Source organism: Rhodobacteraceae bacterium LMO-JJ12 (genome assembly GCA_021555075.1).
In the GTDB taxonomy this organism is placed as follows: domain Bacteria; phylum Pseudomonadota; class Alphaproteobacteria; order Rhodobacterales; family Rhodobacteraceae; genus JAKGBX01.
Genome location: JAKGBX010000001.1, coordinates 2,026,842 through 2,053,060, shown reverse-complemented (window position 1 = coordinate 2,053,060; position 26,219 = coordinate 2,026,842). Strand labels below are relative to the sequence as shown.

Here is a 26,219-nt window from a genome sequence, read left to right as displayed (position 1 = left end):
CGTTGGATACTGTCCAACAAAAAACGGCGAATCCTTCAACCCGCCGTCTGAAATTCGCTGAGCTTGCTTTATCCCACCAGCGCCGCGTTGAGGTTCTCTTCGATCTTCTCAAGGAACCCCATGGTGGTCAGCCATTTTTGTTCCGGCCCCACCAACAGTGCGAGATCCTTGGTCATGAAACCGGATTCCACCGTTTCCACGATCACCTTTTCCAGCGTATCGGCAAAATTCATCAGAGCGCTATTGTCATCCAGCTTGGCGCGGTGCTTCAGCCCGCCCGTCCAGGCAAAGATCGACGCGATCGAGTTGGTCGAAGTGGCTTGCCCCGCCTGATGCTGGCGATAATGCCGCGTCACGGTGCCATGCGCCGCTTCGGCTTCGACAATCTTGCCATCCGGTGTCATCAACTGGCTCGTCATCAGCCCGAGCGAGCCAAAGCCCTGCGCTACGGTGTCGGACTGCACATCGCCATCATAGTTCTTGCAAGCCCAGACGAACCCGCCGTTCCATTTCATGGCACAGGCCACCATGTCGTCGATCAGACGGTGTTCATAGGTGATCCCCGCCTCTTTGAACCGGTCGGCGAATTCTTCGTCAAACACCTTCTGGAACAGGATCATGAACTGCCCGTCGTAATTCTTCAGGATGGTGTTCTTGGTGGAAAGATACAAAGGCCAGCCCATGTTGAGCGCATAATTCATCGACGCACGGGCAAAGTCCTCAATCGACTGATCGAGGTTGTACATCCCCATATAAACACCTGACGAAGGTGCTTGATAGACTTCCTCTTCGATCACCGTGCCATCTTCGCCAACAAATTTCATGGAAAGCGTGCCGGGGCCGGGAAACTTCATGTCGGTGGCTTTATACTGATCGCCAAAGGCGTGGCGCCCGATCACAATCGGCCGGGTCCACCCCGGCACCAGACGCGGCACGTTCGAGCAGATGATCGGCGCGCGAAATACCACACCGCCCAAGATGTTGCGGATCGTCCCATTGGGCGACTTCCACATCTTCTTGAGGCCGAATTCCTCAACCCGCGCCTCGTCCGGCGTGATGGTGGCGCATTTCACCGCGACACCGACCTCTTTGGTCTTGTTGGCGGCATCAATGGTGATCTGATCGTCGGTGCGATCGCGCTCTTCAATGCCCAGATCGTAATAGAGCAGATCAATATCGAGATAGGGCAGAATCAGCTTTTGCTTGATGAAGTCCCAGATGATCCGGGTCATCTCATCGCCGTCCATTTCGACAATAGGGTTTTCTACCTTGATCTTGCTCATCGGGCGGTCTCCTTCGTGGGGCGGCTGGTTCTGGCTGGTCACAAGCGCGCAACCATACCCGGACATGAAAGCGGCGGCCCAATCCGGCCCGCCGCGTGATTGGGTCTGACTTACCCGATGATACCGTTTAGCGTCGCACTCGGGCGCATCACATCGGTCAGTTTGGCCGGATCTGCGTGATAGTAGCCGCCGATATCCGCCGGTTTGCCTTGCACAGCGGCCAATTCAGCAACGATTTCGGCCTCATTCTCGGCCAGCGCTTTGGCAACCGGTGCGAATTCCTCGGCCAGCGCGCTATCGTCGCTTTGTGCTGCCAGTGCTTCGGCCCAATAGCGGGCAAACCAATAGTGACTGTCGCGGTTGTCGGGCTCACCCACCTTGCGCGAGGGCGAGCGGCCATTGTCGAGAATGCCTTGTGTCGCCGCCTCAACCGCTTCGCCCAACACCTTGGCACGTGCGTTGCCCTTCACTTCGGCCAAAAACATGAAGCTCTCACCCAGAGCACAGAATTCGCCCAAGCTATCCCAACGCAGGTGGTTTTCTTCCACAAGCTGCTGCACGTGTTTGGGGGCCGACCCGCCGGCACCAGTTTCAAACAATCCGCCGCCATTCATCAGTTTAACGATCGACAGCATCTTGGCCGATGTCGCCAACTCAAGGATGGGGAATAGGTCGGTCAGATAGTCGCGCAGCACGTTGCCGGTGATTGCGATGGTGTTCTCGCCCTTGGTGATGGTCTCAAAGCTGGCGCGCGTGGCTTCACGCGGCGCCATGATCTCAAACTTGTCGGCCACGCCCTTGGCTTGCAAAATCGGCTTCACATATTCGATCAGTCGCGCATCATGGGCGCGGTTGGCATCAAGCCAGAAGATCGCGCGAAATCCGGTGGCTTTCTGCCGCTCAATGGCAAGGTTCACCCAATCTTCAATCGGTGCCTTACGCGCCGAGGCCGAACGCCAGATATCGCCCTTTTCGACCTTGGTCTCGTGCAACACCGTGCCATCCTCAAGCACCATCTTCACAGTGCCACCTTCCGGCACCTCGAACGTCGTCGGATGCGAGCCGTATTCTTCGGCCTTTTGTGCCATCAGACCAATGTTCTGCACCGTGCCGGCAGTCGCCGGGTTCAGCTTGCCGTTGGCTTTGAAGAACTTGATCGCCTCGTCATAAACCGGCGCATAAGAGTTATCGGGGATTACGCAGACCGTATCGGCCTCTTCGCCCGACGGGCCCCAGCCCTTGCCGCCCGCGCGGATCAGGGCGGGCATGGAAGCGTCGATGATCACATCTGAAGGCACATGCAGGTTGGTGATACCCTTGTCGGAATTCACCATATACATCGGCGGGCGCGCTTCACTGATTGCGTCGATTGCCGCTATGATGTCGGCCTCGCCCTTCACGCGCTCCAACAGATCGCCCAGCCCGGAATTGGGGTTCACACCCAGATCGGCCATCCGATCACCAAATTGCTCAAACACTGGCGCCAGCCATGCCTTGACCGCATGACCAAAGATGATCGGGTCCGAAACCTTCATCATCGTCGCCTTCATATGCAGCGAGAACAAAACACCTTCGGCTTTGGTCTTTTCGATCTCATCGGCCAAGAACGCATCAAGCGCCTTGGCAGACATGAACGTCGCATCGACAACGGTGCCCGCCGGATAACTGACCGCGTCTTTCAAAACTGTCTCGCCATTGGCGGTTTCCAGAACGATCCTGGCGGTCGCGTCGGCGTCCAGCGTGACAGACTTCTCGTTGGAAAAGAAATCGTTCCCATCCATCGCGGCCACGCGGGTCTTGCTGTCGGCTGTCCACTCGCCCATGCGGTGCGGGTTGGCTTGGGCGAATTTCTTCACCGCAGCAGCTGCGCGACGATCCGAGTTGCCCTCGCGCAGAACCGGGTTCACCGCCGACCCTTTAAGCGTGTCATAGCGTGCGCGTGTCTCACGCTCGGCGTCCGTGACAGGCGACTCGGGATAATCGGGGATGGCATAGCCCTGATCTTGCAATTCGCTGATTGCCGCCAAGAGCTGTGGCACCGAGGCCGAGATGTTGGGCAACTTGATCACATTTGCCTCGGGCGTTTTCACCAACTCACCCAGTTCCGCCAGATCATCGGCGATGCGCTGATCCGCACTCAAGTTTTCGGGGAATGTCGCAAGAATGCGCCCGGCTAGAGAGATATCCTTGGTGCCGACCGAAATATCGGCGGCAGCGGCAAATTTCTGGATGATCGGCAGAAGCGATGCGCTTGCAAGCTCCGGTGCTTCGTCAACCTTGGTGTAAATGATATCGGGATTGCTGGGATTCTTAGCCATGTTTGAGCCCTCTGGATCAGGTTGTGAACTGAGCCGCATGGTTGCAAAAAGTTGCGTGAAGATGCCACTTCGCCCTGCGTTCAGGATTCGAATTTCCTGCGCGTCATAGCTGATTTAAGACGCATTGCAAAGACGGTATGCAAAAGTATACTAAATTGACGCGCGCCTCAGACCAATTGCCGCGCCTCGATCCGCTTGAGCCAGAGCATCAGCGCCAATCCCGACGAAATCAACACCAGAACGCCAAAGGCCAACGGCATCGGCGTGCCATCAAAAGCCAGTCCGATAGGAATGGCAAATACCATCGCCAACACCGTGGAAATCCCCGCCATCATCGACGCGGCAAGCCCGGCAATATGGCCCAGAGGCTCCATCGCCATGGCGTTGAGATTGCCCAGCGTCAAACCCACCATGAAAAATATGCTGGTCTGCCAGAACACGAACAGCCCAAAGCGCACCGCGTTTGGCAAACCAGACATCTCCAGCAAAATAACCAGCAGACAGATCACCAACTGCGCCGCCATCGCAAAGGTGATCATCCGCCGCATCCCGATCCGCACCACCAATACCGCATTGATCACGCTCGCGCTTGCCGCAACGATCGCCACGCCGCCAAACCACAAGGGAAAGCTGTCACCGCGCCCAAAGGTGATATCAAACACCTGTTGAACACTCGACAGCATCGCGAAAAGGGCTGCAAAATTGAAGGTCATCACCGCAATCGCAAGACACACCATCGGATTTGAAAAAATCTCTTTGAGCGCGATACCCATCGGCGCCACCTGAAATGGGCGGCGTTCACTGCGCGGCAGGGTCTCGGGCTGGCGGATCATCAACCAAACGGTGTTGGCAAAGGTGAACACCACGAAAGCCAGGAAAATGCTGCGCCAACCCGCCGCGTCAATCACCACCGCACCAAGTGCCGGCGCAATCGCAGGAACCAGCGAAAAAACCATCATCACGAAAGACATCAAGCGCGCCATTTCGCGCCCTTCATACTGATCTCGCACAATCGCCATAACCACGATCCGCGGTCCCGCAGCCCCCAACCCCTGAAGCGCGCGCGCCAAAAGCATCATCTCCAGCGTCGGCGCCATATAGGCCAGAACCGCCGCCGCCATATAGAGCGCCACGCCCGCCACCAACACGGGCTTGCGCCCGAACGTGTCTGACAATGGGCCGGTGAAAAACGTGCCGACCCCCATGCCGATCATGAAGGCGGTCAGAATAAGCTGAGCATTGTTCAGATTGTCCGGGCTCAACTCGCGCCCGATCTCGGGCAGAGCGGGGAGCATCGCGTCAATTGAAAAAGCAACGGTGGCAATCATCATTGCCATCAGCACGACAAATTCCACACGCGACATCGGAGATTTCATTGCAGGCCTCATGAGATGCGCCGGGTGGAAAATGCCACCCCGGACCGTGCTCTCCTAGCAGCCGGGTTTGGCGAATGCCACCGCGACGGCGCGGCACATCTTCGTGATGTCAAATGCGTGAGGCAGGACGCGGTCGGGCCTTATGGCTCGGGGTCTTCATCCTCATTCGCCGCGCGGGGCGGCTCCTCGGGGGTGTTGTGATGCGGATGGCGTCCCAGATGCGCCACCATCCAATCATCCTGCTCCTGGCGTTTGCGCACCATGTAGACGCCGAACTGCTGGATCGCGATGGCAAAGATGCCAAGCCCGATGAAAATGAAAATCGTTGTGAAAATCTTGCCTGCCGCAGTCGCCGGGACAAGGCTGCCATAGCCCACGGTTGACAGGGTGATGACACTGAAGAAATAGGAATCGACCCAGGACCAGCCCTCGACCAGATGAAAAAACACCGTGCCAATCACGATCACCAAAACCAGCGAGGTGATGATGACGCTCGGTTTGTTCATTGCGGCGCGTCTTGTGTGCCCGATTGCCCCGCGATCTCGTCCATCACCTTCAACCACAACTCGGAAGGTTGCGCGCCGGGCACGGCATGTTGCCCCGCGACGATGAAGGTCGGCACCGAATTCACGCCCATCTTGCGCGAATGCGCTTCGCGCTCGCTCAGCGTATCAATATCCGCATCGGTTTCCAGAAGCTTCAGGATAACCGCCGCATCAAGACCGGCACTGTCGGCAATATCGGCCAACACATCACGCGATCCGATATCACGCCCTTCCTGAAAATAGGCCTTGAACAGGGTGGCCACCACGAACGTTTGATGGCCCTCGATCCCGGCCCAATGGATCAGACGATGCGCGTCCATCGTGTTGGGCGTGCGTTTGATCTGGTCAAATTCAATGTTCAGCCCGATTTCCTTGGCGCGTTCCATGATCGGTGAATAGGCCCGCAACGCGCCCTCGGGTCCGCCGAATTTCGCCTCAAGATAGGCGCGCCGGTCCATCCCCTCGGCGGGCATGTCGGGATTGAGCTGAAACGGGTGCCACTCCACCACAAACGGATGCTCGGGCCGCTTTTCCAGCGCGCGATCCAGCAGGGTCTTGCCGATAAAGCACCACGGGCAAATCGGATCGGAGATGATATCGAGCTTGACCATGAACGGCCCCCTTTGTCTGATCCGGACTTGATACAGGCTTTTGCAGGGTTACTGAATCAAAATATGCGAGAAACATTGGCATCCGCTGGATGTTTTTCGCCTTACGTATCCAAACGCCCGTTCAAAACCACCTGCAAACGGCACTGGCGCAGGGCAGGGCGCGTGAAAGGACAATCGCTCCCAGGCGGGCTGACTACACCCCGGCGAGCGGTTTGAGCGCCTGCCGTTGCAATTTGCCATTGGCATTGCGCGGCAGGCTCTTGAGATGAACGAAAAGCCGCGGCTGCTTGTAGCGCGCCAGCCGCTCGGCCGCGTATTTGGCCAAGGCGTCGTGATCAAGCGGCGCATCGGCGGTGTAAAACGCTGCAATGATGCGCGCATCGGCCTTCACCTCGACATCGGTGACGCCGATCTCGCCAATCCCCGGAAAATCCTGCAACGCATTTTCCACTTCCAGCGGCGAAACGCGATAGCCGCCCGCATTCATCATGTCATCGACGCGAGCGTGATAGTCGATCTGACCATCTTCCCCCATCGATCCGTGATCGCCGGTCAAGAACCACTCGCCGCGAAATCTCGCCCGGGTCTCGTCTTCTGCCCCAAGATACCCCAGCATCAACCCCGGATCTCGATTCGACACCGCAATCGTGCCATCCTCGCCGATTGGCACCGGTTTGCCATCGTCATCGACAATCGCCAGACGGCGGCCTTCCTGTGGCAGCCCCAGGCTTCCGGGCCGCGCCGGACGCCCCGGCGCCCCCGAGATAAAGGTCGAGCATTCCGACATGCCGAACGCTTCATAGATATTCTTGCCCGTAGCCTCGTTCCAGCCTTTGCGGATCGACTCGGACAGCTTCTCGCCTGCACTCAACCCATGGCGAAGTTCAGGCAGATCAAGCGATCCCTTTTGAGTGTTGAGGATCTTGCGATAAACCCCCGGTGCCGCCGCGAAAATCGTCGCGCCATGGCGTTTGAGCAAAACCGGCAGCTGCTCGGGCTGCGTGCCCGGCGCGGGGATCAAAGCGGTTGCGCCAACGCTCCAGGGGTCCATCAACCCCGTGCCCAGCGTATAAGTCCAGTTGAACGCCCCCGCATGGCACAGCCGGTCGTTTTCGCTTAGACCATACCAACCTTCATGCATCATGCCACGTGCCCAGATCGCGCGATGGGCGTGCATCACCGCGCGCGCATTGCCCGAGGTGCCAGAGGTAAAAATCACATAGGCCAGCCGGTTCGGATCACCCAAGTCCCACGCGCAAGGCGCCAGTGCACGCATCGCTTCCAGCGCATCCTGATTGATCACGGGAATATCGGTCTGCGGACAGGCCACGCCCTCGGCGTGCAGGATCGCCGCAGGCTGCAGCGTGTCGATCATCTTGGCGACTTCGGGTTCGGTCAGCTGTGTCGAGGTCGGCACCGGCACCAGCCCAACCGCCATCGCGCCGAGATAGGCGATGGGAAATTCCACATTGTTGCCAAGCCGCATCAAGACGATCTGACCAGGCTTCAACCCAGCCTGCAAAAGCCCCGTGCCAGTGCCGCGTACGGCCGCCTCCAATTCTGCATAACTCCAGTTCTCGCACGACTCGGGTCCAAGCACGGCCAGTGCGACCTTGTCAGGCAAATCTCCCGAACGTCCCATCACATGGGCGGCGAAATTGAACGGGGCGGGGCAGGGTGGCCAAGGGCCATTATCGAATATGGATTGCATGGCCCGCTTGCTAGGCTCTGAGCACAGCCATTGCAAGACCCACTTACGACGCTTAAAAGCCGTTTCATGACCACCCGGACCCATAGCGCCATCGTGCGCATCGCGCGCCAAAGCGGCGACGAAACTACCCCCGAGCCGCTGAACCTCGGGGAACGTGTGCGTGGCCTGCGCAAAGCGCGTGGTTTCACGCTTGAACAGGCCGCCCGCGCTGCCGGTCTGGCACGCTCGACACTCTCAAAAATCGAAAACGGCCAGATGTCACCGACGTATGATGCTGTGAAGAAACTGGCGCTGGGGCTCGAAGTGTCCGTGCCCCAGTTGTTCACCGCCCCACAATCGGGTCAAGTCAACGGCCGGATGAGCGTGACCCGAATGGGTGAAGGCAGCGCCCATCCTACAGGCACCTACGAGCATGAATTGCTGGCCGAGAGCCTGACGCGCAAACAGATGTTGCCGTATCGTGCGCGGGTGCGCGCCCGCTCGATGGAGGAGTTCGACGGCTGGGTGCGCCATGACGGCGAAGAATTTCTCTATGTGCTCACCGGTATTGTCACGCTCTATACCGAGTTTTACGAACCCGTCGAAATGCGCCGTGGCGACAGTGCTTATTATGACGCCGCAATGGGCCACAACCTGATCTCAATCAGCGAAGAGGATGCGACTGTGCTCTGGGTCACATCCCTGGTCTGATCCGTTCAAGCCGCGCTCGCTTCATACCCATTCAATACCGATGTCAGGTTTTCACCCAGCTCATCGCACAGATAGCCACCTTCCTGAACGAACAGACACGGCACGCCAAGCCCGGCAATCGCGGCCCCAATCCTGCCAAATCCGGCGGTCGTGACGGCCAACCCCTTGAATGGGTCGTCTACAAACGCATCAAGCCCCAGCGCCACAACCACCACATCAGCACCGAACGCTTCGATCCGGCGCAACGCCAGATCAAGCGTCGCAAGATAGGCATCGTCCGGCGTGCCACGCTCCAGCGGCAGGTTCAGGTTATAGCCCAGGCCGTCACCCGTGCCACGCTCATGCGCCTGTCCCCAGAAAAACGGATAAAACCGCTCGGGATCGGCATGGATCGACACGGTCAAAATATCGCTGCGGTGATAGAAAATGCCCTGCGTTCCGTTGCCATGATGCACGTCCACATCCAGAATTGCCGCGCGCAACCTATTGGCGCGCAACCGTTCAGCCGCGATGGCCGAATTGTTGAGAAAACAGAACCCCCCAGCCAGATCGCCAAAGGCATGATGCCCCGGCGGGCGCGCCAACGCATAAACAGCGTCTTCGCCCGCCGCCAGCAAATCCGCCCCGGTGATCGCGCTTTGGGCCGACCAATAGGCCGCCTCCCATGTGCCGCTGGCAATCGGACAGGCGGTATCGGCCTGATGAAACCCCGCCTGACCCACGGCAGATTTCGGGTAGCTGTCAGTGCGGTTGGCCGGGTGAATATTGGGGATCACCTCTTCTCCGGCCCCCTCGATGCGTTTCCAGCGTGTGTGGATGTTCTCAAGGAAATACAGATATTCCGGCGAATGAAGCGCCGCAATCGGGCTCATCCCGGCGTCAAACGGCGCCTCGACACTGCACCCTGCCGCCTTGGCCCCCGCCAACAGCCGATCAATCCGCTCGGCCTGTTCCGGGTTGCGCAGGATCGCACCATTGGCCATGAAATAGCGCGGTTGGTGTTTCCACTGGCGATCATCGAAAATGGCTTTCATGTTGTCTCTTTCAGTATTTCGAGCGGCGCGCCCGACAGAACCATGTTGGTCTCGCCCGTTGATGCGTCAAAGCCCATCCGGTCATAAGCCGCACGCGCGCCCGGATTGTCATGATAAACAGTAAGCTTCAGAAAACGCCCGGAATCGCGACGCGCGCCTTCACGCATAATCTCGGCCAGAAGGCGACGTGCCAAACCCTTGCCGCGCTCTGATTGTGCGACCCATAAATCGCTGACAAACAGGCCCATGCCGCCGCGAAGGGTCGAAAACACCGGCGCTGCAAGGGTCGCACCCACCGGCGCGCCATCACGCGTGGCAAGCAACGCAAGGCTACTTGCCCCCGGCCCACAGATCGCCTCGGCCAAGGCCGTCTGATCGCTGGTATAGGCGTCACCCAAATCCGCCGCCAACGCCTTAAGCGCGCTGTCAAGCTGCGCCACATCCATTTGCGTCACCGGCGCAATTACAATCTCATCCATGCCTCAAATCCCCGTCCGGTCCGCACCCTTGAGGTCAAGCATCCCGCGCACCTCATCCGGGCTGGCCACCGTGCGGCCCAACTCCTCGACAACGCGGCGGATCTTGCTCACTTGCTCGGCATTGTTCTTGGCCAGCGTCCCGCGTGAGATCATCAGGCTATCCTCAAGCCCGACACGCACATGCCCGCCCAAGATGGCGGACATGGTGATCAACGGCATCTGATGCCGCCCCGCCGCCAAGACCGAAAACGTATAATCATCGCCAAACAACTTATCCGCGATCAGCTTCATATGGGTCAGGTTTTCCGGGTCCGGCCCGATCCCCCCCAGCACGCCAAAAACGAACTGAATAAACAGCGGCCCGCGCACCAGCCCACGATCAACAAAATGGCGCAGCATATAGAGATGGCTGACGTCATAGCATTCAAACTCAAACCGCGCGCCGCGCTCGTCACCCATTTCGCGCAACACATGCGCCATGTCGCGCGGCGTGTTCTTGAAAACCAGATCGTCGGACTCCTCCAGAAACCGTTTTTCCCAGTCATATTTCCAATCGGTGATCCGCTCGGCCGCCGGATAAAGCGCGAAATTCATCGTCCCCATGTTGAGCGAACACATCTCCGGCGCCGCCAGTTTCGGCGCAGCCAGCCGCGCCTCCAGCGTCATCGTCGCACTGCCGCCGGTGGTGATGTTGATTACAGCATCCGAGCGTTGCTTGATCTGCGGCAAAAACCCCATGAAATGCTCCGGCGAAGCCGAAGGGCGGCCATTTTCCGGGTCCCGTGCATGCAGATGTAAAATCGCGGCCCCGGCCTCGGCGGCCCCGAGCGCGTTCTCGATGATTTCCTCGCCCGTCACGGGCAGATAGGGCGACATCGAGGGCGTGTGGATCGAACCGGTTACGGCGCAGGTGATGATGATCTTTGACATGGGTTTTCCTTATGCCGCGCCCGAAAGCTGCGGGATTTCCGCCATAAAAGTCGAGAGCGACCGCTCCAGCATGTCGGTGAGTTCATCCAACTGCGCCTCGTTGACGATCATCGGCGGGCAGACCAGAAAATGATCGCCCGAGGCACCGCCCCGCGTGCGACGCGAATAGATGATCAAGCCGTTGTCATAGGCAATATCAACCAGCCGCGCATGGGCGTTCAACTCGGTGGGCAACGGCGCTTTGCTCTCCCGGTCCGCCATCAACTCAAACGCCATCAACAAGCCTTTGCCACGCACATCCCCGATCAACGGAAAGCATTGCATCAACCCTTCCAGACGCGCCCTCAGTTTCTCACCCATCCGTTCCGCATTCCCGGTCAGATCATGCGCCTCAACCTGCTCTAACACGGCGCACCCGGCAGCACATGCCAGCGGATTTCCCGCATAGGTAAAGCCATGCACGAACCCGCCCGCACCCATCACAGCCTCGACAATATCATCGCGCGCAATCATCGCGCCCAGCGGCACATACCCGCCGCCAAACCCCTTGGAGAGCGAAATAAGGTCAGGCACCACATCCCAATGCTCAGCCCCAAAGAACCGCCCGGTGCGCCCGCCTCCGGTCATCACTTCGTCATGGATCAGCAACACGCCATACTCGGTGCAAATCTCGCGAATGCGCTGCATATACCCCGCAGGCGGCACCAGTGCGCCGGTCGACGCGCCCCCCACCGGCTCAACGATAAAAGCCAGCACCGTTTCTGGCCCTTCCTCCAAAATCTTCGCTTCCAGCATGTTGGCATAGTAAAGCCCCGTCGCCGGGTCATCCGGGTTCAGCCCATCGAGATAAGCACGCGGCGCCGCCACCTTGGGCATCCGTTGCATCATTGGATCAAACGGCGCTGTCATCGTCGCCATTCCGGTAATGCTCAGCGCGCCCATCGTGCAACCGTGATAGCTTGGAAAACGCGAAATCACCTTGAAACGCTGCGCCTCGCCTTGCGTCAGCGCGAATTGCCGCGCCAGTTTCAGCGTGCTTTCCACCGCCTCGGACCCACCCGAGACGAAAAACACCTTGTTCATGCCCTCGGGCGCCAGTGCAGCCGTTTTCGCCGCCAGCCGTTCGGAACTTTCCGTCTGGAAATGCAACCGATAACCAAAGGTCGCCTTTTCCATCTGGGCGCGCATCGCGTCCAGAACGGCAGGGTTGGAATGGCCGATATTGCTGACCATCGCGCCGCTCGATCCGTCGATATAGCGCCTCCCGGCCTTGTCCCACATATAAATCCCCTCGGCCCGCTCAAGCATCGGGCGTGGTGATTTCGTCTGATAAAACAGGTTGCTCATCGGCGCGGGCTTTCAGCGGCTGAGATGCTTGCGCAGGAAATTGCGGGTGCGCTCTTCCTTGGGGTTCTCAAAGATCACCGACGGCGGGCCTTCCTCGACCACCACGCCCTGATCCATGAACAACACCCGGTCACAGACCGACGCGGCAAAATCCATCTCATGCGTGACGATGATCATCGTCATATGTTCCTCGGCCAACTGCTTCATCACCAGATTGACCTCTTCCACCAATTCAGGATCAAGCGCCGATGTCGCCTCGTCAAACAGCATCACCTTGGGTTTCATCGCCAATGCGCGCGCAATCGCCACGCGCTGCTTCTGTCCGCCCGAAAGCCGCGAGGGGTATTCGTCGATCTTTTCCGCCAGTCCGACCTTGGCCAGTTGTTCTTCAGCCAGCGTATCTGCCTCCTGCGCCGATAACCCCTTAAGCATGCGCGGCGCCAACGTGATGTTGCCGCGCACAGTAAGGTGGGGGAACAGGTTAAAGTGCTGAAACACCATACCGATATTCTGGCGCACCTGGTTGACATGCGCCTCATACTGACGATGCGGCAGCTTCTTGTTGATCTGCACATCTTCCAGCCAAACCTCGCCCGAACTCAACGGGTCAAGCTCGTTGATCGCGCGCAGCAGCGTCGATTTCCCCGACCCCGACGGACCGATAATCGCAACGATCTGGCCACGTTCGACCGTCAGGTTAATATCCTTGAGAACCTTCAGCGCACCAAAGCTCTTGGCGGCATTCTTGATGGTGACAAAGGCTTGATCGCTCATCACAGGTTTCCTTTCTCAGCGCGACGCAGCAATGCGACGTTCCAGACGGCGCAGTCCCGCCTCCAGCGCAAGGTTGATGACGTAATAACAGGCGGCGGCAGCGATATAGAATTCGAACGGGCGATAGGTTCGGCTGATTGCCTGCTGTGCCGCCAGCGTCAGTTCGGCCACACCGATCACCGACACAAGCGCTGAGTCTTTCAGCAATGCGATCATATTGTTGCCCATCGGCGGGATCACCGCATGCACCGCCTGCGGTATAACGATCCGCCGCAATGTCTGGCCCCGCGACAGACCCAATGTGCGCGCACCTTCATACTGGCCCTTGTCCACCGCCAGGATCGACGCCTGAATAAGCTCCGAGTTATAGACCGCAAAATGCAGCCCCAACCCGATTACCCCCGCCACAAAGGCCGGCAGGTCGATGCCGATCTGGATCAGGCCGAAATAGATCAGGAAAAGTTGCAGCAAGAGCGGCGTGCCCATGAACAGAAAGGCGAAACCGCGCATCGGCAACCGGATCACCCAATGCCCATAGAGCGCAGCGACAGCAAAGATGATACCGCCGAAAAAACTCAGCAGGCCTGCGCCAATCGTGATGGCAATGGTCCAGCCCATACCCAGCAAAAGCATGCCGAAATAATCCGGGACTACCGTGAAATCAAGACCCATGTCGGCCTCCTGTCAGCGATGCGGTGGGGGTGGCGCGGCTCATGTGATACGCGCCCGACGGTCAAGCCAGTTGATACCGTGACCGACCACATAGATGAAGATCATGTAGAGGATTCCCGCCAGCAAAAACATCTCGAATGGCTTATAGGTTGAGCCGATGAAACGCTGTGCGGTCTGGGTCAACTCGACCACCGAAATCGGCGCCAGAAGCGCTGTGCCCTTGATCAGCGCGTTTATGTTCACACCCAAGGGCCTGATCATCATACGCGCCGCCTGTGGCAGAACGATCTTGCGCATGGTCTCCCACCGGCTCATCCCCAATGTGCGCGCCGCCTCAGTCTGCCCCTTGTCCACCGACAGGATGGCCCCGCGAATGGTTTCGGTCATATAGGCGCCGATATTGACCCCAAGCGCGATAGTGCCCGCCGTGAAGGCATCAAGGTTGATGCCGATCTGCGGGCCCCCGAAATACAGGATAAAGACCTGAATGAGGGCAGGGGTGCCACGAAACACGCTCACATAAGTTGCCGCGATCCAACGCAGCGGCGCCAGCCGCGAAAGCCGCATCGACGCGCCCAGCGCACCACAGGCAAGGCCCAGAATGCAGGTCAGAATTGACAGTTCGACGGTGACAAGCGCCGCTTCCAGGAAGAACGGATAGACGCGCAGGATAAGCTCAATATCCAAAGGGAATCTCCGATAAGGTCATACCAGACAACGCTGTCGGTAGCGTTTGTGCGCTGGCGCGGCCTTGCGATACGCTCGGCTCATGGCAACAACGCAGGTCTGCCAAATCGCGGCCCGTCGGAAACACCCGGCGGGCCGCAGGGAACGTATCAGCGGATATCGCCGCCAACCCATTCATTTGCCAACTTCATATAGGTGCCGTCTTCCATCATATCGTCCAGCGCCTTTTGCATGGCGGCGGCCAATTCGGGGTTCCCCTCGCGGATCGCAATCCCCGCAGGGAATGCTTCTGCATCCGGCGCAGGGATCTCGGCCAGATCGTATTGCCCGGCTTTCATGGCCAGCAAAACGGGGATTGAATCGTTGACGATCACATCAACACGCCCATTGGTCAGCTCAAGCAGCAGTTCCGGCAAGCCTTTGTAGGTCTTGACGTTATAGCCCTGATCGCGCGCCCATTGGTCATGCGTCTCACCCAAGGTCAAACCCACTCTGACTTCGGGGTCGCTCAACTGCTCAAGCGTGGTGATATCCGACCCGGCAACGGTAAAGAACGCGCGCTTGGTGTTATAATAGGGGCCGACAAAATCAATCACCTTGTCACGCTCTGCAGTGATCGACATCGAGCCGACAACAGCGTCGTATTTATTGGCCAGAAGACCGCCGATGATGCCATCCCACGCGGTGGTGATGATCTCGGTCTCAAGCCCCATCCGCTTGGCGATCTCGGTGCCGATCGAAGGGTCGAACCCGACGACCTCGTTGCTTTCGTTGACAAAGTTGAACGGCGGATACTGTCCCGTCATGGCGATGCGCAGAACGCCGCGCTCCTTGATCTCGGCCAACTCGTCTGCGCTGGCACCAATCGGTGCAAGGCTCACGCCCATCAAAGCGGTGGCGCCGATCAAAAGGCTGCGACGCAGGAGTGTCATGGATTTTTTCATTCTGTTTTTCCCTGTTCTAAGTCGTCGTTTCTGGTCGTGCCTCCTTACCTGCTCCCATCGAGTCGCAGGCCAGAGACCTCATGAATCGCAGGTTGCGCCGCACTGCCACATAGGGCAAATAGATATTCGTGATCCCGACAATAGATTTGGTCTATGTTAAAGCCATATGAACAACGCTTTCCGTGGAACCTTGATTGGAACCTCCTGCGCACCTTCATGGTCGTCGTCGACGAAGGCGGCATCACTCCGGCAGCGCATTTCCTCGGTCTGAAACAACCCACCATCAGCGCGGCTCTGAAACGGCTCGAAGACATCACCGGGCGCAAGCTGGTCAACCGCTCGCCCAAGCATTTTAGCGTCACGCCATGGGGCAGAGTGCTGCATGCCGAGGCCAGCGTGATCTTCGGCGCGGTTGCCCAACTGCCCGATCTGCTCGACGGTCTGGAAGAAGACGTGACAGGACAGATCAGCATTGCAGTCGCCAGCCATGTCGTGTCACCGCATTTCGATGCGATCCTGAAACGTTTCAACGATCTCTATCCGCAGGTCAGCTACACAATCTCCACCATGGACAGCGCCGATGTGATCACCCAACTTCAGCAAAACCGCGTGACCTGCGGCGTTTGCCTGTTCCGGTCTCGTCCCGCCGGGTTGCAGACCCGTGTGCTTTACCGCGAATATTTCGGTCTGTTCTGCGGCCCGCCGCATCGGCTCTATGGGCGCGAAGATATCGAGATTACCGAGTTGAAAAACGAAGACGTGGTGTCTTTTCAGACCGATGAGATCGAAGGCCCGCTCTCTGGCGTGGCCCATATGCGCCGACGTCTGGGCATGCGCTCTGAGCCCAAGGGGCTGTCGTCAAACCTGCCGGAAGTGCGCCGCATGATCGTCACCAATATCGGAATCGGCGCCCTACCGGTGCATGTGGCGCGCCGCGATGTGCAATCAGGCCTGCTCTGGCAGGTGCCGCCCTATAAGTCGCTGCCCGCCGTGGACATCCATTTGCTGACCAACGCTCGGCGCAGCCTGAACCGCGCCGAGCAAGCGCTCCTCGAAATGTTGAACAGCGAACTCGACAGCCTGCCGATGGCAGAACGCACCTATCGCTCCTGAGCTTATTCCTCGTACCACCACACATCTGGCATGAACCACACGCCATCCCCATAGACCGGGATATGGTCGGGATATTTCAGCGCGTTTGCATGCGCTATCCGGCCCACCCCGAATTCATAGGTCGGGATCACATAGCGCCCGGCGGTCAAGATTCTGTCGAGCGCGCGCACCGCAGCGGTGAACTCGTCGGGATCATCGGTTGCCAGCATTTGGTCGATCATCGCTTCGGCCGCGGGCACATTCATCCCCATCAGGTTGCGCGTTCCCGGCGTTTCGACCCCGTAAGCACCCCAATAGAGCCGCTGCTCGTTGCCCGGAGAAAGCGAAAAGCCACGGCGGAAATCGGTCATGTCGAAATCATAGGTCTCAAGCCGTTTGAAATACTGTGCATTGTCCACAATATCGACCCGCGCCGTGATACCGATCCGCGCCAGCGCATTGGTAAAGATGCTGGCAAAGGCCTGGTTTTCCTGCGCACCCTGCCGCAGCAGCACAGAAAACTCGAATGGCCCGCCCTTGGCGTCCACCATTTTGCCGTCCTGCACCCGCCAACCGGCCTCCCCAAGCAGTTTCATCGCCGCGCGCAGGTTCTTGCGGTTGCGTTCGCTCCCGTCCGACACGGGCAGCGAATAGCCCTCCAACGTGCCAGGCAACAGCGACTCGGCAAAGGGCGCCAGAAGCTCGGCCACACGCCCTTGCGCCGGGCCGGGCCGCATACCCAGCTCGGTTCCCGAAAAATACGAGGCAATCCGCTTTTGCCGCCCGCCTGTGATGGTGTCGTTCATATATTCAAAGTTGAACGCCAGAAGCATCGCCTCGCGCACCCGCCAGTCATCAAACGGCGCGCGCCGCGTGTTCATCACGAATCCGGTCATCCCCGAAGGTTTGCCGTCAGGGATTTCCGATTTTACCACATCGCCCGAAACCACGGCGGGGAAATCATAATCGCGCATCCATTTCTCGGCGTTGCTCTCTCTATATACCGTCAACGCCCCGGCCTTGAACGCCTCAAACAGAACTGACCCGTCACCATAAAACTCGATCCTGACCTCATCGAGATTGGCGCGCCCCTGCATCAAGGGCAGATCACGGCCCCAATATTGTGGATTGCGTTTCATGCTGACGAACCGACCCGCCTCAAAATCGGCGACCATATATGGCCCGGTCCCGATCGGTGCCTCCAGCCCCGAGGCAGTAAAATCCCGCCCCTCCCATTGTGCCTTTTTCAGAATCGGGCGCATTCCTGCCAAGAGCGCCAATTCCCGGTCATTGGTGTTGAAGGTGATCTTGAAACTGCGCGGCCCGGTCGCTTCCATCGTCTCGACCTTTTGCCAGAACCCGAGATAGCGGGGATGCCCCATGGTGCCGAGCGTCTCATAGGACCACAGCACATCATCAAGAGTTACCGGGCTGCCATCCCAGAATCGGGCCTCCTCGCGCAGGGTGAATTCCACCCATTCGCGATTCGCACCCACCTCAACCGATTCGGCCAAAAGCCCGTAAAGCCCGAACGCTTCGTCGTAATTTCGATCCAACAGGCTCTCATATCCAAGGTAAGGTAACTGCCAGGGGGCAGTGCCTTTCAGGATGAACGGATTGAGCGAATCGAATCCGCCGGTATTGCCGCTCACCACCTGCCCACCTTTGGGCGCGTTCGGGTTGGCATAGGGCAGGGACACAAAATCAGGTGGAAGGGCCGGGTCACCATACATAGATAGCCCGTGGCGCGCCTCGCCCGAGGCCATTCCGGCACTCATCAGAGCGGCGGCGCATAGGCCAAAAATTGCCAATCCGGCCTTCATCCGGTGGAAAAACACTGGTCTCATTTTGGCAACAATCCTGCTCTTACCTTGTTTTCCTCACCCGAAAGCTAACGGGGGATTCATGTGTTATCAAACTTTTAGCTTGGCCCCCGGCATGAGAATGCTTATAAAGGACTCACTGCTCGATAGGTTTCTTGCCTGTATGAAACCTGCCTCAATAACTTAACGCCCGCTTCGTGCGGGCGTTTTTTTTCGGCAGTTCCCAATTTCGATGACTGACGTTGCACCCCGTGCTTTCTACATTGCCGCTATCACGAGACTTTGTTGCGCGCCACGCCACAATGCAAAATGCCCCCCCGTGACCTTCCCACGTATCACGCCTACTATGCTGCAAACGCAGCAAAAGGGTGTGATCATGATTCTCAAGGACAAAACCGCCATCATCACCGGCTCGAATTCCGGCATCGGTCTTGGCGTCGCACGCGAACTGGCCCGCGCCGGGGCCAATGTTGTGCTTAACTCTTTCACCGACAATGAAGAAGACCACGCGCTCGCCGCTGAGATCGCCAAAGAGTTCGGTGTCACCGCCCGCTATATTCAGGCCGACATGTCAAAAGCCGACCAATGCCGCGCGTTGATCGAAAAGGCCGGCACCTGCGATATCCTCGTCAACAACGCGGGCATTCAATTCGTCGCCCCGATTGATGAATTCCCGACCGAGAAATGGGACGCGATCATCGCCATCAACCTTTCTTCGGCGTTCCACACCACCGCCGCTGCTCTGCCGATGATGCGCCGCGCAGGCTGGGGCAGGGTGGTCAACATCGCCTCGGCCCACGGCCTCACAGCGTCGCCCTTCAAATCGGCCTATATCGCCGCCAAGCACGGCGTCGTCGGCCTGTCCAAGACCACCGCTCTGGAAACAGCGCAGGAACCGATCACCTGCAACGCCATCTGTCCGGGCTATGTTCTGACCCCGCTGGTCGAGGCGCAAATTCCCGACACGATGAAGGAATACAACATGAGCCGCGAGGACGTGGTCAAAAACGTCATGCTTGAGCGCCAGCCAAGCCGCGAGTTTGCCACCACCGAACAGATCGGCGGCACCACTGTCTTCCTCTGCTCGCCCGCAGCCGATCAGATCACCGGCACCACGATCAGCGTCGATGGCGGCTGGACGGCGCTGTGATCCGCATCAATCTGGCCCTGCAAGGTGGCGGCGCGCACGGCGCCTTCACCTGGGGCGTGCTTGAGCGTCTGCTGGCCGAACCCGAGATTGAAATCGCGGGCATTTCGGGCACCTCGGCGGGTGCGCTGAACGGTGCCGCGCTCAAGGCCGGATGGATGAGTGGTGGTGCCGAGGGCGCGCGCGAAAACCTCGCATGGCTCTGGTCCCAGATGGGCGCGCTCTCTGACAGCAGCCTTGCCGCCTGGTATTGGGGCGCTGCCGGGCAGGTCTCGGACATGGTGGATATGTCCTGGCCGATGATGATGGCCGATGCCGCCGCGCGAATGACAACCCCCTATGCCTGGGGTCCGTTCTGGCAAAACCCGCTGCGCCCGATTGCCGAAGCCTTTCATTATGACAAGGTCTGCGCCGCCGATGGTCCGGCCCTCTTTGTCGGTGCCACCAACGTGCGCAACGGCAAGATCCGCATCTTTCAGGGCGACACGATCAGCACCGATGCCCTCTTGGCCTCAGCCTGCCTGCCGACGCTCTTCAAGGCGGTCGAAATCGACGGCGAGGCCTATTGGGATGGCGGTTATACCGGCAATCCCGCGCTGTTCCCGCTGTTTGCGCCGGATTTGCCCGACGATATCGTAGTGATCAACATCAACCCGCTTTACCGCGACGATATCCCCAAAACACCCCAACAAATTCAGAACCGGATCAACGAGATCAGCTTCAATTCCTCGCTCTTGCGCGAATTGCGCGCCATCGACTTTGCCAAGCGTCTCTTGGCCACGGGCGCGCTGAAACCGGGTGCCATGAAGGATGTGAAGGTCCACATGATCGCCGACGACGCGCTGATGAACGAACTTTCGGTCTCGACCAAGACCTTGCCAAACCCTCTGGTGCTGTCGCAACTCAAGGCCGCAGGGCAGGCGGCGGCAGAACGGTTCCTTGCCAACCACAAGAACGATCTGGGCAAGCGTAGCACGATCGACATTGAAGCAAAGATAAACTGAGGCGAACACCGGGCAAAGTGGATGTGACGGCTATAATGGATGTCACGAGCTCCTCGTGATCCCGGATGATCCCTGAATCCATGCGATGGATGGGGAAACACAAGTCTCTACCATCCATCGCTGCTCAAAGCCGCGCTCTAGCTGGTGCTAACCCTCAAAGCCGATCATAGGGCGAGTTGCAGTATTTGCGTGGCCCGTTGTAGGGCTGAAAGGTCTTGGACCTGCGATCATAGCTGCGATACTTGCGGTCGCACCAGTCATCATGCGCATGCATGTTGCGCGCCGGAATGTGGCTCCAACCGCTCGACCTCTGATTGCTGGGTTGTTGATTGTTGAGTTGCTGATTCAGGATAATGGCGCCAAGCGCAAAGGCCGCAACCGGATACCACCAGCCATCATTGTCGCGCCGATATCCCGGGCGATGCTCTCTCGACCCTCGATAGCCGCGTTTGTAACGGTCCCGATCCCGATGGTTGTCATTACGTACCCGATCTCGGTTCCGCACATTGTCAGAGCGATCCCGATTCCGATTGTCAAAGCGAGGGTTATCCCGGTTGCCTTCATTGCGCGACCTATCACGCTCACGGTCCGAACGTGACTGATTACGGTCACGATCCGAGCGCAAACGATCCCGATTCCGGTCATCGCGGTTTGATTGTACCTGAATGATATCGCCACCACCTGTCGTCGAATTGCCCGCAACGGGCATTCCACTTCCCAGTTTCAATGCCTGTAGGCTTGTTGCATTGGATGGCGAAGAGATCAGTGAAAACGCAATCGCAAAGGCGACCGCAGATCGTGTCTTGTTGAACATTGCCGACATCTTGTAGCTCCTTTGAACTTACTAAGATTGCAGTCCCTCTGTTCGTTTTTTTGTTCTCGATATTCGTTTTTTGTTCTCGTCTTTCAACGCGTGCACATAGGGATTGGTTCCCTTGAAACAATGCTGCTGACTCAAGCGCTGAAGACAGCCAAAGCTGGCAACAGGGCCGAAAGCGACATTGTTGGCATGAAGCCAGAAATCTCACCTATCTGAAGCCTTAAACGGCTTAGGGCGCATTTTCCGTCGCTGATATTGTCACTGGCTTGCTCGGGTCTTTTGGATTCGGATAGACCAGCCCCGCCGAAATCACCAATTTGGCACAATCCTCGACCGACATCTTCAACTCGATCGTCTCACTGCGCGGCACGAACAACAAAAACCCCGAAGTCGGGTTTGGCGTGGTTGGCAAGAACACCGACATAATGTCTTCATCCGCCGGAATGCTGGCGTCGATCTCGCCCTTGGCCTTGGTCGAGACAAAAGCAATCGCCCAGATTCCCTTGCGCGGATATTCCACCAGACAAGCCTTGTCGAACTTGGCTTCGGTGGATTGCGAGAACACCGTCTCGGCAATCTGCTTGATCCCGTTATAGAGCGAGCGGACAATCGGCATCCGGTCGACCATGCTCTCGCCCCAGGCGATAAAACTACGCCCAAGCAGCCCCTTGGCGATCCAGCCGACAATGATGGTAAAGATCAGGAAGACGACAACACCGACGCCGCGAATGTTGACCTTCACATCCTCACCATCGGTCAGCCAGATGTACCAGCCCTGTTCGCTGAACCAGAATTTGAGCAGCGCATCGGGATGATATTTTCCCGGCACAAACGGCAGAACCCAACTGTCGATCCAGCCCACAAAAGTCCAGATCAGCCACATGGTAATGGCGATGGGGACTACCACGACCAGACCAGCAAGGAAATTGTTCCGGGTCCCGGCAAAGGGGCGCCACCGTCGCTTGTGGGTGGTGTCCTCGTCGTCGTGGCGTTTACTCATGTCTGGAAGAAATCCTCGCGCTATTACTCCCTGTCACATAGGGACATTCCGACGTATCGGCAATCTTTGGAAGGGTGAAAATGTGTTGGATCAGGCGCTGGCAGGCCGTTGTGCCGCGATTTCCAGCGCAATCGCCGCGCCCAGCCGTGCATTGTTGCGCACCAAGGCGATATTTGTAGCCAATGACCGCCCATCGGTCAGTTCAAGAATTCGGTCCAGCAGAAATGGCGTCACGGCCTTGCCTGCGATGCCTTGCGCGGCGGCATCCTGCAACGCACGCGCGATGATCGGGTCCATTTCGTCTTGTGCGATCTGATCGGCTTCAGGCACCGGATTGACAATCAACTGCCCCCCCGGCACGCTCAACGCGCCCCGCATCAGATGCGCACGCGCGATTTCCGCCGCGCTGTCCATCCGCAAAGGCGCAGGCAGGGCAGATGTCGCCGACCAGAAGGCGGGCAACACATCCTGCCGATAGGCGATCACCGGCACGCCCAGCGTTTCCAGCACTTCCAGCGTTTTGGGCAGATCGAGGATCGCTTTCGCCCCGGCCGCCACAACCGTCACAGCCGTCTGCGCCAGCTCTTGCAGGTCGGCGGATATATCGAAACTCGCCTCGGCACCGCGATGCACCCCGCCGACGCCACCCGTGGCAAAGACCGAAATCCCCGCCAAGCGCGCCGCGATCATTGTCGCTGCCACCGTGGTGGCCCCCGTGCCGCCCGTCGCCAGACACGCCGCCATATCGGCCCGGCTCAGCTTGGCCACCCCCATCGCCTGCGCCAATCGGTCCAAGACCTCAGGCTCAAGCCCGACATGCAACGCCCCCTCGATCACCGCCATCGTCGCCGGCACCGCGCCGCAATCGCGAATATCCTGCTCCACGGCTCGCGCCGTCTCGACGTTCTGCGGCCAGGGCATGCCGTGAGTGATGATGGTCGATTCCAGCGCTACAATCGCCGCCCTGCGCGCCTGTCCCGCGCGCACTTCCCGGCTTAGCTTCATCTCGATCATCCCGCCGCTTCTCCTGAAACATAGGCCGCTGCCGCCGCCAGCGCGCTTTCCAGCGCTTCTTGTCGATTGGCGCCGCGCACTTCTGCCGCCATATGTGCGGCCATAAACGTATCCCCCGCGCCTGTCACCCGTGTGGCCATCACTTCTGGCGGTGTTGCCTCTATCACCCCGTCGCGCGCGCCCTCGGCCGCCGGCCCCGCGCCGTCGGTGACCAGAACCCGCACAGCCCCGCGCGCCATCAACCCCTTGGCCGCCTCCGCCGCGCTTGCAAAGCTCTTCTGACACAACAACCCGGCCTCTTCGCAATTCACATAAAGCACCGCGCGCGAATGACTGAGGAACGGCAAAAGCCTTTCGGCCTTGCCGGGCGACGCGGGCGCAACCCTGAGATCTGCCGCCGCGAAACAAGGGCTCGCCGCAATCTCTTCCAGCAACCCCAGCGTCAGATTGCCATCCAACGCGACAATCCCGGCATATGGCGCCGCCTCGCAGCCCAACCGCCCGTCCATCATTGGCGCCAATATCTTCGCCCCGGCCTGTTCCAGCGAATGCGCATCCGCAATCGCTGCGATCAACCCGTTTGCCCCCTCCACCGCCATATAGCGGTCGGTTGGCAGATCATCCGAGCGATAGAGCAGGCCAACTTCCATGCCAAACGCCTCGCAGGCCTTGACCAACTCATCGCCCTCGGCGTCGCGCCCCACCGCACTCAGCAGCGCCGGGCGCAGCCCGAACCGCGCCAGCGTCATCGCGATATTCAACGCCACGCCTCCGGGCAACCGGGTGATGCGCCCCGGCACATCGGTGCCCACGCGCATATGATAAGGCGCGCGCCCGATCACGTCCCAGAGAACGCTGCCTATGCACACAATGTCATGCTTGCCCGCCATCACGCCCGTTTTCCTCTTAGCCCCAATCGGTCGCAAGCGGCTTCATCATGGCACCTCAAAGGTCAGCGAAGCCCACAGGCTCTCCCACGCCACGCCGCCGCCCTCGGCTTCCAGCAACACCACCGAATCCAGCAGATAGCGATGCCCGGCCCGCACAGGTATTACCGCTTGACCATCTGCATCACTTTTCACCTGGGTTTTGCGCACGGTCCCGTCCAACGCCTTCTCGAACACGTCGATCTGCCCACCGGCCAGAACCTTGCCCTCAAAAAATAGCGCAACCGCCAAACCTTGCGACACATCCCCATAAGGATTGCCAAGTGCGACGATCTCGTGGCGCATCCCCGCCGCCGCATCCGCCCCCTTGCCATTGCCCACCGCCACCAGAGCCTTGCAATAGCGGGTGTAAACCTCGCGCACGCCTTCTTTCGCCAATCCGCGTTCCAAATGCCGCTCAACGGCCCAACCGTGCCCCTTGCTCTCGGCAAAGCTCACGAATTTGGCCCATTCGGAATAGGTCAATTCGCTCGGCGTCGTCTGATAGATCAGCCGGATCAGCCCCTCGGTCACAGCCTTGACCTTGAGGGCAGGGCGCTCGCCCGAGCGGCTCTCGAACTGTCCCCTGACCTCGCCCGCAGCCCAATGTGCAGCGGCGACACGCCCCTCGAACCAGGCCAACTCGACTCCGTTGAAATCCTGACCATTGAATATCCCGGCCTCAACCGTCGCCCCGGTATCGGCTTGATATTCAGATGCTTCTATCCAAAACTCATGCGCCAGCCCTGCGCGTGCGCAGACAACCAACACAAGGACGACAGAGATGCGAAGCCAGAAAGCCATATGCTCAAGGGGCATGATCCCCGGGCGGGTTGCAAGCGTTTTTCTCCTCTTGATCCTGTCTCTGGCTCCGCGTGCACAGGCACATGACGTTTTCCCGGCCATTGCCGAGATCGAGGCACAAGATGACCGTCTGAATCTCGCCATCGAAGTCACGCTCGAAGCCCTTATGGCCGATATTGACCTTTCGACCTATGAAGATACCAACGCCGCGCCCAATGCCGCCGACTACGATGCCCTGCGCGCCCTCCCGCCCGAGGATCTGGCGGCGCGCATTCCCGCTTTCCTGCCGGTCTTTCTTGGCAACCTGCACCTTCAAATCGACGGGGCAGGGGCCGCGCCAAGCTTCCTGCGCCCAGATATTCGCGATCCCGGCAATGTCGAGCTGCAACGCCAGACGGTTCTGCATTTCACCGCGCCAATTCCGTCGGGCGCGACAACCGTTTCGCTCGGTTGGGTAAAACCCTATGGCACCTTGGTAGTGCGCCAGATTGGTGAAATCGACGATCCGTTTACCGCCACCGTCTCGGGCGGCGCGCTTGCCGGCCCGTTTGCGATCTCGGGCGGCACGTCGCAATCCGGCTGGCAGGTGTTTGGCACATATATCCCCATCGGCTTTGATCACATCCTGCCCAAGGGACTCGATCACATCCTCTTCGTGCTCGGCCTCTTTCTTCTCGCCGCCCGGCTGCGTCCGCTCTTATGGCAGGTCACCGCGTTTACCGCCGCCCATACGGTTACACTGGCACTCGGCGCGACGGGATGGGTCACGGTTCCATCAAGCGTGGTCGAGCCGCTGATTGCCGCCTCGATCTGCTATGTCGCAATCGAGAATGTATTCACCAATCATCTCAATCCGTGGCGGCCCGCCATCGTGTTTGGCTTCGGGCTGTTGCATGGGCTGGGCTTTGCCTCGGTGCTTGATGAGTTCGGATTACCCGAGACGCATTTCATTCCCGCACTTCTGGGTTTCAATGTCGGGGTTGAGCTGGGTCAGATCACAGTGATCGCCATCGCCTTCCTCGCGGTCGGTTTCTGGTTTCGCAACAAGCCGTGGTATCGCTCTGTCATTACCATCCCCGCCTCGCTGGTCATTGCCGGCATTGGCGCCTATTGGGTGCTTGAGCGCACGGTGCTGTAACGGCGCCCTAGTTTTTGCCAAAATTCACGCCTCAGGTCAGCGTGGCGCGC

Annotated in this window: 25 protein-coding genes; 5 read left to right on the top strand and 20 right to left on the bottom strand. The window is 59.0% G+C overall.

The window, feature by feature from the left end; genetic code table 11:
• Window positions 1-68: 68 nt before the first annotated feature.
• From LZG00_09805 to LZG00_09780, 6 genes are all read right to left on the bottom strand, one after another.
• Window positions 69-1,283, bottom strand: a complete 1,215-nt coding sequence (locus tag LZG00_09805; protein ID MCF3594294.1) for an NADP-dependent isocitrate dehydrogenase — start codon at window positions 1,281-1,283, stop codon at window positions 69-71.
• Window positions 1,284-1,393: 110 nt separating this feature from the next.
• Complete coding sequence (locus LZG00_09800; GenBank protein MCF3594293.1) at window positions 1,394-3,601, bottom strand: NADP-dependent isocitrate dehydrogenase; 2,208 nt, start codon at window positions 3,599-3,601, stop codon at window positions 1,394-1,396.
• Between the two features lie 167 nt (window positions 3,602-3,768).
• Window positions 3,769-4,977 (bottom strand): multidrug effflux MFS transporter, encoded by a 1,209-nt coding sequence (locus LZG00_09795; protein MCF3594292.1) that lies wholly within the window; start codon window positions 4,975-4,977, stop codon window positions 3,769-3,771.
• A 140-nt stretch (window positions 4,978-5,117) separates the two neighbouring features.
• Entirely contained in the window at window positions 5,118-5,483 is a 366-nt protein-coding gene (locus tag LZG00_09790) for a potassium channel family protein (protein MCF3594291.1), read from the bottom strand.
• Window positions 5,480-6,133, bottom strand: coding sequence for a DsbA family oxidoreductase (locus tag LZG00_09785; GenBank protein MCF3594290.1), 654 nt, complete (start codon window positions 6,131-6,133; stop codon window positions 5,480-5,482). Before LZG00_09785 ends, LZG00_09790 begins: the two co-directional genes overlap by 4 nt.
• 193 nt (window positions 6,134-6,326) lie before the next feature.
• The gene (locus tag LZG00_09780) at window positions 6,327-7,844 is read right to left on the bottom strand and encodes an acyl--CoA ligase (protein MCF3594289.1); all 1,518 of its coding nucleotides are present in this window, start codon (window positions 7,842-7,844) and stop codon (window positions 6,327-6,329) included.
• Between the two features lie 66 nt (window positions 7,845-7,910).
• Between LZG00_09780 and LZG00_09775 the strand changes: the two genes are divergently transcribed.
• Entirely contained in the window at window positions 7,911-8,534 is a 624-nt protein-coding gene (locus LZG00_09775) for an XRE family transcriptional regulator (protein ID MCF3594288.1), read from the top strand.
• 5 nt (window positions 8,535-8,539) lie between these two features.
• On the opposite strand, the gene LZG00_09770 is transcribed toward LZG00_09775, so the two are convergent.
• From LZG00_09770 to LZG00_09735, 8 genes are all read right to left on the bottom strand, one after another.
• Complete coding sequence (locus LZG00_09770; GenBank protein MCF3594287.1) at window positions 8,540-9,568, bottom strand: histone deacetylase family protein; 1,029 nt, start codon at window positions 9,566-9,568, stop codon at window positions 8,540-8,542.
• Window positions 9,565-10,047, bottom strand: a complete 483-nt coding sequence (locus LZG00_09765) for a GNAT family N-acetyltransferase (GenBank protein ID MCF3594286.1) — start codon at window positions 10,045-10,047, stop codon at window positions 9,565-9,567. Before LZG00_09765 ends, LZG00_09770 begins: the two co-directional genes overlap by 4 nt.
• A 3-nt stretch (window positions 10,048-10,050) precedes the next feature.
• A complete protein-coding gene (locus tag LZG00_09760; GenBank protein ID MCF3594285.1) occupies window positions 10,051-10,977 on the bottom strand; it encodes a 3-keto-5-aminohexanoate cleavage protein in 927 nt (308 codons plus the stop codon).
• A gap of 9 nt (window positions 10,978-10,986) precedes the next feature.
• Window positions 10,987-12,324: an aspartate aminotransferase family protein gene (locus tag LZG00_09755; GenBank protein ID MCF3594284.1), complete on the bottom strand. Its 1,338-nt coding sequence runs from the start codon at window positions 12,322-12,324 to the stop codon at window positions 10,987-10,989.
• Window positions 12,325-12,336: 12 nt separating this feature from the next.
• On the bottom strand, window positions 12,337-13,098 hold the full coding sequence (locus LZG00_09750) for an amino acid ABC transporter ATP-binding protein (protein MCF3594283.1): 762 nt from the start codon (window positions 13,096-13,098) through the stop codon (window positions 12,337-12,339).
• A 15-nt stretch (window positions 13,099-13,113) separates the two neighbouring features.
• A complete protein-coding gene (locus LZG00_09745) occupies window positions 13,114-13,770 on the bottom strand; it encodes an amino acid ABC transporter permease (protein MCF3594282.1) in 657 nt (218 codons plus the stop codon).
• A 39-nt stretch (window positions 13,771-13,809) separates the two neighbouring features.
• Window positions 13,810-14,457 (bottom strand): amino acid ABC transporter permease, encoded by a 648-nt coding sequence (locus LZG00_09740; protein MCF3594281.1) that lies wholly within the window; start codon window positions 14,455-14,457, stop codon window positions 13,810-13,812.
• Between the two features lie 149 nt (window positions 14,458-14,606).
• Complete coding sequence (locus LZG00_09735) at window positions 14,607-15,401, bottom strand: transporter substrate-binding domain-containing protein (protein ID MCF3594280.1); 795 nt, start codon at window positions 15,399-15,401, stop codon at window positions 14,607-14,609.
• Between the two features lie 153 nt (window positions 15,402-15,554).
• On the opposite strand from LZG00_09735, the gene LZG00_09730 reads away from it, so the two are divergent.
• Entirely contained in the window at window positions 15,555-16,514 is a 960-nt protein-coding gene (locus tag LZG00_09730; protein ID MCF3594279.1) for a LysR family transcriptional regulator, read from the top strand.
• Window positions 16,515-16,516: 2 nt separating this feature from the next.
• On the opposite strand, the gene LZG00_09725 is transcribed toward LZG00_09730, so the two are convergent.
• Window positions 16,517-18,340 (bottom strand): extracellular solute-binding protein, encoded by a 1,824-nt coding sequence (locus LZG00_09725; protein ID MCF3594278.1) that lies wholly within the window; start codon window positions 18,338-18,340, stop codon window positions 16,517-16,519.
• Window positions 18,341-18,692: 352 nt separating this feature from the next.
• Between LZG00_09725 and LZG00_09720 the strand changes: the two genes are divergently transcribed.
• The gene (locus tag LZG00_09720) at window positions 18,693-19,466 is read left to right on the top strand and encodes a 3-hydroxybutyrate dehydrogenase (GenBank protein ID MCF3594277.1); all 774 of its coding nucleotides are present in this window, start codon (window positions 18,693-18,695) and stop codon (window positions 19,464-19,466) included.
• A complete protein-coding gene (locus LZG00_09715) occupies window positions 19,463-20,467 on the top strand; it encodes a patatin-like phospholipase family protein (GenBank protein ID MCF3594276.1) in 1,005 nt (334 codons plus the stop codon). Before LZG00_09720 ends, LZG00_09715 begins: the two co-directional genes overlap by 4 nt.
• 154 nt (window positions 20,468-20,621) lie before the next feature.
• Here the strand turns inward: LZG00_09715 and LZG00_09710 are convergent, their stop codons facing one another.
• The 5 genes from LZG00_09710 to LZG00_09690 form a co-directional block, all read right to left on the bottom strand.
• A complete protein-coding gene (locus tag LZG00_09710) occupies window positions 20,622-21,290 on the bottom strand; it encodes a BA14K family protein (GenBank protein ID MCF3594275.1) in 669 nt (222 codons plus the stop codon).
• Window positions 21,291-21,516: 226 nt separating this feature from the next.
• A complete protein-coding gene (locus tag LZG00_09705) occupies window positions 21,517-22,287 on the bottom strand; it encodes a DUF502 domain-containing protein (GenBank protein MCF3594274.1) in 771 nt (256 codons plus the stop codon).
• A 90-nt stretch (window positions 22,288-22,377) separates the two neighbouring features.
• Entirely contained in the window at window positions 22,378-23,301 is a 924-nt protein-coding gene (locus LZG00_09700) for a pseudouridine-5'-phosphate glycosidase (GenBank protein ID MCF3594273.1), read from the bottom strand.
• Complete coding sequence (locus tag LZG00_09695; GenBank protein ID MCF3594272.1) at window positions 23,298-24,191, bottom strand: PfkB family carbohydrate kinase; 894 nt, start codon at window positions 24,189-24,191, stop codon at window positions 23,298-23,300. Before LZG00_09695 ends, LZG00_09700 begins: the two co-directional genes overlap by 4 nt.
• Before the next feature lie 45 nt (window positions 24,192-24,236).
• On the bottom strand, window positions 24,237-25,031 hold the full coding sequence (locus LZG00_09690; protein ID MCF3594271.1) for a DUF4198 domain-containing protein: 795 nt from the start codon (window positions 25,029-25,031) through the stop codon (window positions 24,237-24,239).
• Between LZG00_09690 and LZG00_09685 the strand changes: the two genes are divergently transcribed.
• The gene (locus tag LZG00_09685) at window positions 25,012-26,169 is read left to right on the top strand and encodes a HupE/UreJ family protein (GenBank protein ID MCF3594270.1); all 1,158 of its coding nucleotides are present in this window, start codon (window positions 25,012-25,014) and stop codon (window positions 26,167-26,169) included. The genes LZG00_09690 and LZG00_09685 overlap by 20 nt on opposite strands.
• The last annotated feature ends 50 nt before the right edge of the window (window positions 26,170-26,219 follow it).

Coding starts and splice junctions, on each gene's coding strand:
- LZG00_09805 (MCF3594294.1), bottom strand. CDS start 1,283: ATGAGCAAGATCAAGGTAGAAAACCCTATTGTCGAAATGGACGGCGAT.
- LZG00_09800 (MCF3594293.1), bottom strand. CDS start 3,601: ATGGCTAAGAATCCCAGCAATCCCGATATCATTTACACCAAGGTTGAC.
- LZG00_09795 (MCF3594292.1), bottom strand. CDS start 4,977: ATGAAATCTCCGATGTCGCGTGTGGAATTTGTCGTGCTGATGGCAATG.
- LZG00_09790 (MCF3594291.1), bottom strand. CDS start 5,483: ATGAACAAACCGAGCGTCATCATCACCTCGCTGGTTTTGGTGATCGTG.
- LZG00_09785 (MCF3594290.1), bottom strand. CDS start 6,133: ATGGTCAAGCTCGATATCATCTCCGATCCGATTTGCCCGTGGTGCTTT.
- LZG00_09780 (MCF3594289.1), bottom strand. CDS start 7,844: ATGCAATCCATATTCGATAATGGCCCTTGGCCACCCTGCCCCGCCCCG.
- LZG00_09775 (MCF3594288.1), top strand. CDS start 7,911: ATGACCACCCGGACCCATAGCGCCATCGTGCGCATCGCGCGCCAAAGC.
- LZG00_09770 (MCF3594287.1), bottom strand. CDS start 9,568: ATGAAAGCCATTTTCGATGATCGCCAGTGGAAACACCAACCGCGCTAT.
- LZG00_09765 (MCF3594286.1), bottom strand. CDS start 10,047: ATGGATGAGATTGTAATTGCGCCGGTGACGCAAATGGATGTGGCGCAG.
- LZG00_09760 (MCF3594285.1), bottom strand. CDS start 10,977: ATGTCAAAGATCATCATCACCTGCGCCGTAACCGGTTCGATCCACACG.
- LZG00_09755 (MCF3594284.1), bottom strand. CDS start 12,324: ATGAGCAACCTGTTTTATCAGACGAAATCACCACGCCCGATGCTTGAG.
- LZG00_09750 (MCF3594283.1), bottom strand. CDS start 13,098: ATGAGCGATCAAGCCTTTGTCACCATCAAGAATGCCGCCAAGAGCTTT.
- LZG00_09745 (MCF3594282.1), bottom strand. CDS start 13,770: ATGGGTCTTGATTTCACGGTAGTCCCGGATTATTTCGGCATGCTTTTG.
- LZG00_09735 (MCF3594280.1), bottom strand. CDS start 15,401: ATGAAAAAATCCATGACACTCCTGCGTCGCAGCCTTTTGATCGGCGCC.
- LZG00_09730 (MCF3594279.1), top strand. CDS start 15,555: ATGTTAAAGCCATATGAACAACGCTTTCCGTGGAACCTTGATTGGAAC.
- LZG00_09725 (MCF3594278.1), bottom strand. CDS start 18,340: ATGAGACCAGTGTTTTTCCACCGGATGAAGGCCGGATTGGCAATTTTT.
- LZG00_09720 (MCF3594277.1), top strand. CDS start 18,693: ATGATTCTCAAGGACAAAACCGCCATCATCACCGGCTCGAATTCCGGC.
- LZG00_09710 (MCF3594275.1), bottom strand. CDS start 21,290: ATGTCGGCAATGTTCAACAAGACACGATCTGCGGTCGCCTTTGCGATT.
- LZG00_09705 (MCF3594274.1), bottom strand. CDS start 22,287: ATGAGTAAACGCCACGACGACGAGGACACCACCCACAAGCGACGGTGG.
- LZG00_09700 (MCF3594273.1), bottom strand. CDS start 23,301: ATGATCGAGATGAAGCTAAGCCGGGAAGTGCGCGCGGGACAGGCGCGC.
- LZG00_09695 (MCF3594272.1), bottom strand. CDS start 24,191: ATGGCGGGCAAGCATGACATTGTGTGCATAGGCAGCGTTCTCTGGGAC.
- LZG00_09685 (MCF3594270.1), top strand. CDS start 25,012: ATGCGAAGCCAGAAAGCCATATGCTCAAGGGGCATGATCCCCGGGCGG.
- LZG00_09690 (MCF3594271.1), bottom strand. CDS start 25,031: ATGGCTTTCTGGCTTCGCATCTCTGTCGTCCTTGTGTTGGTTGTCTGC.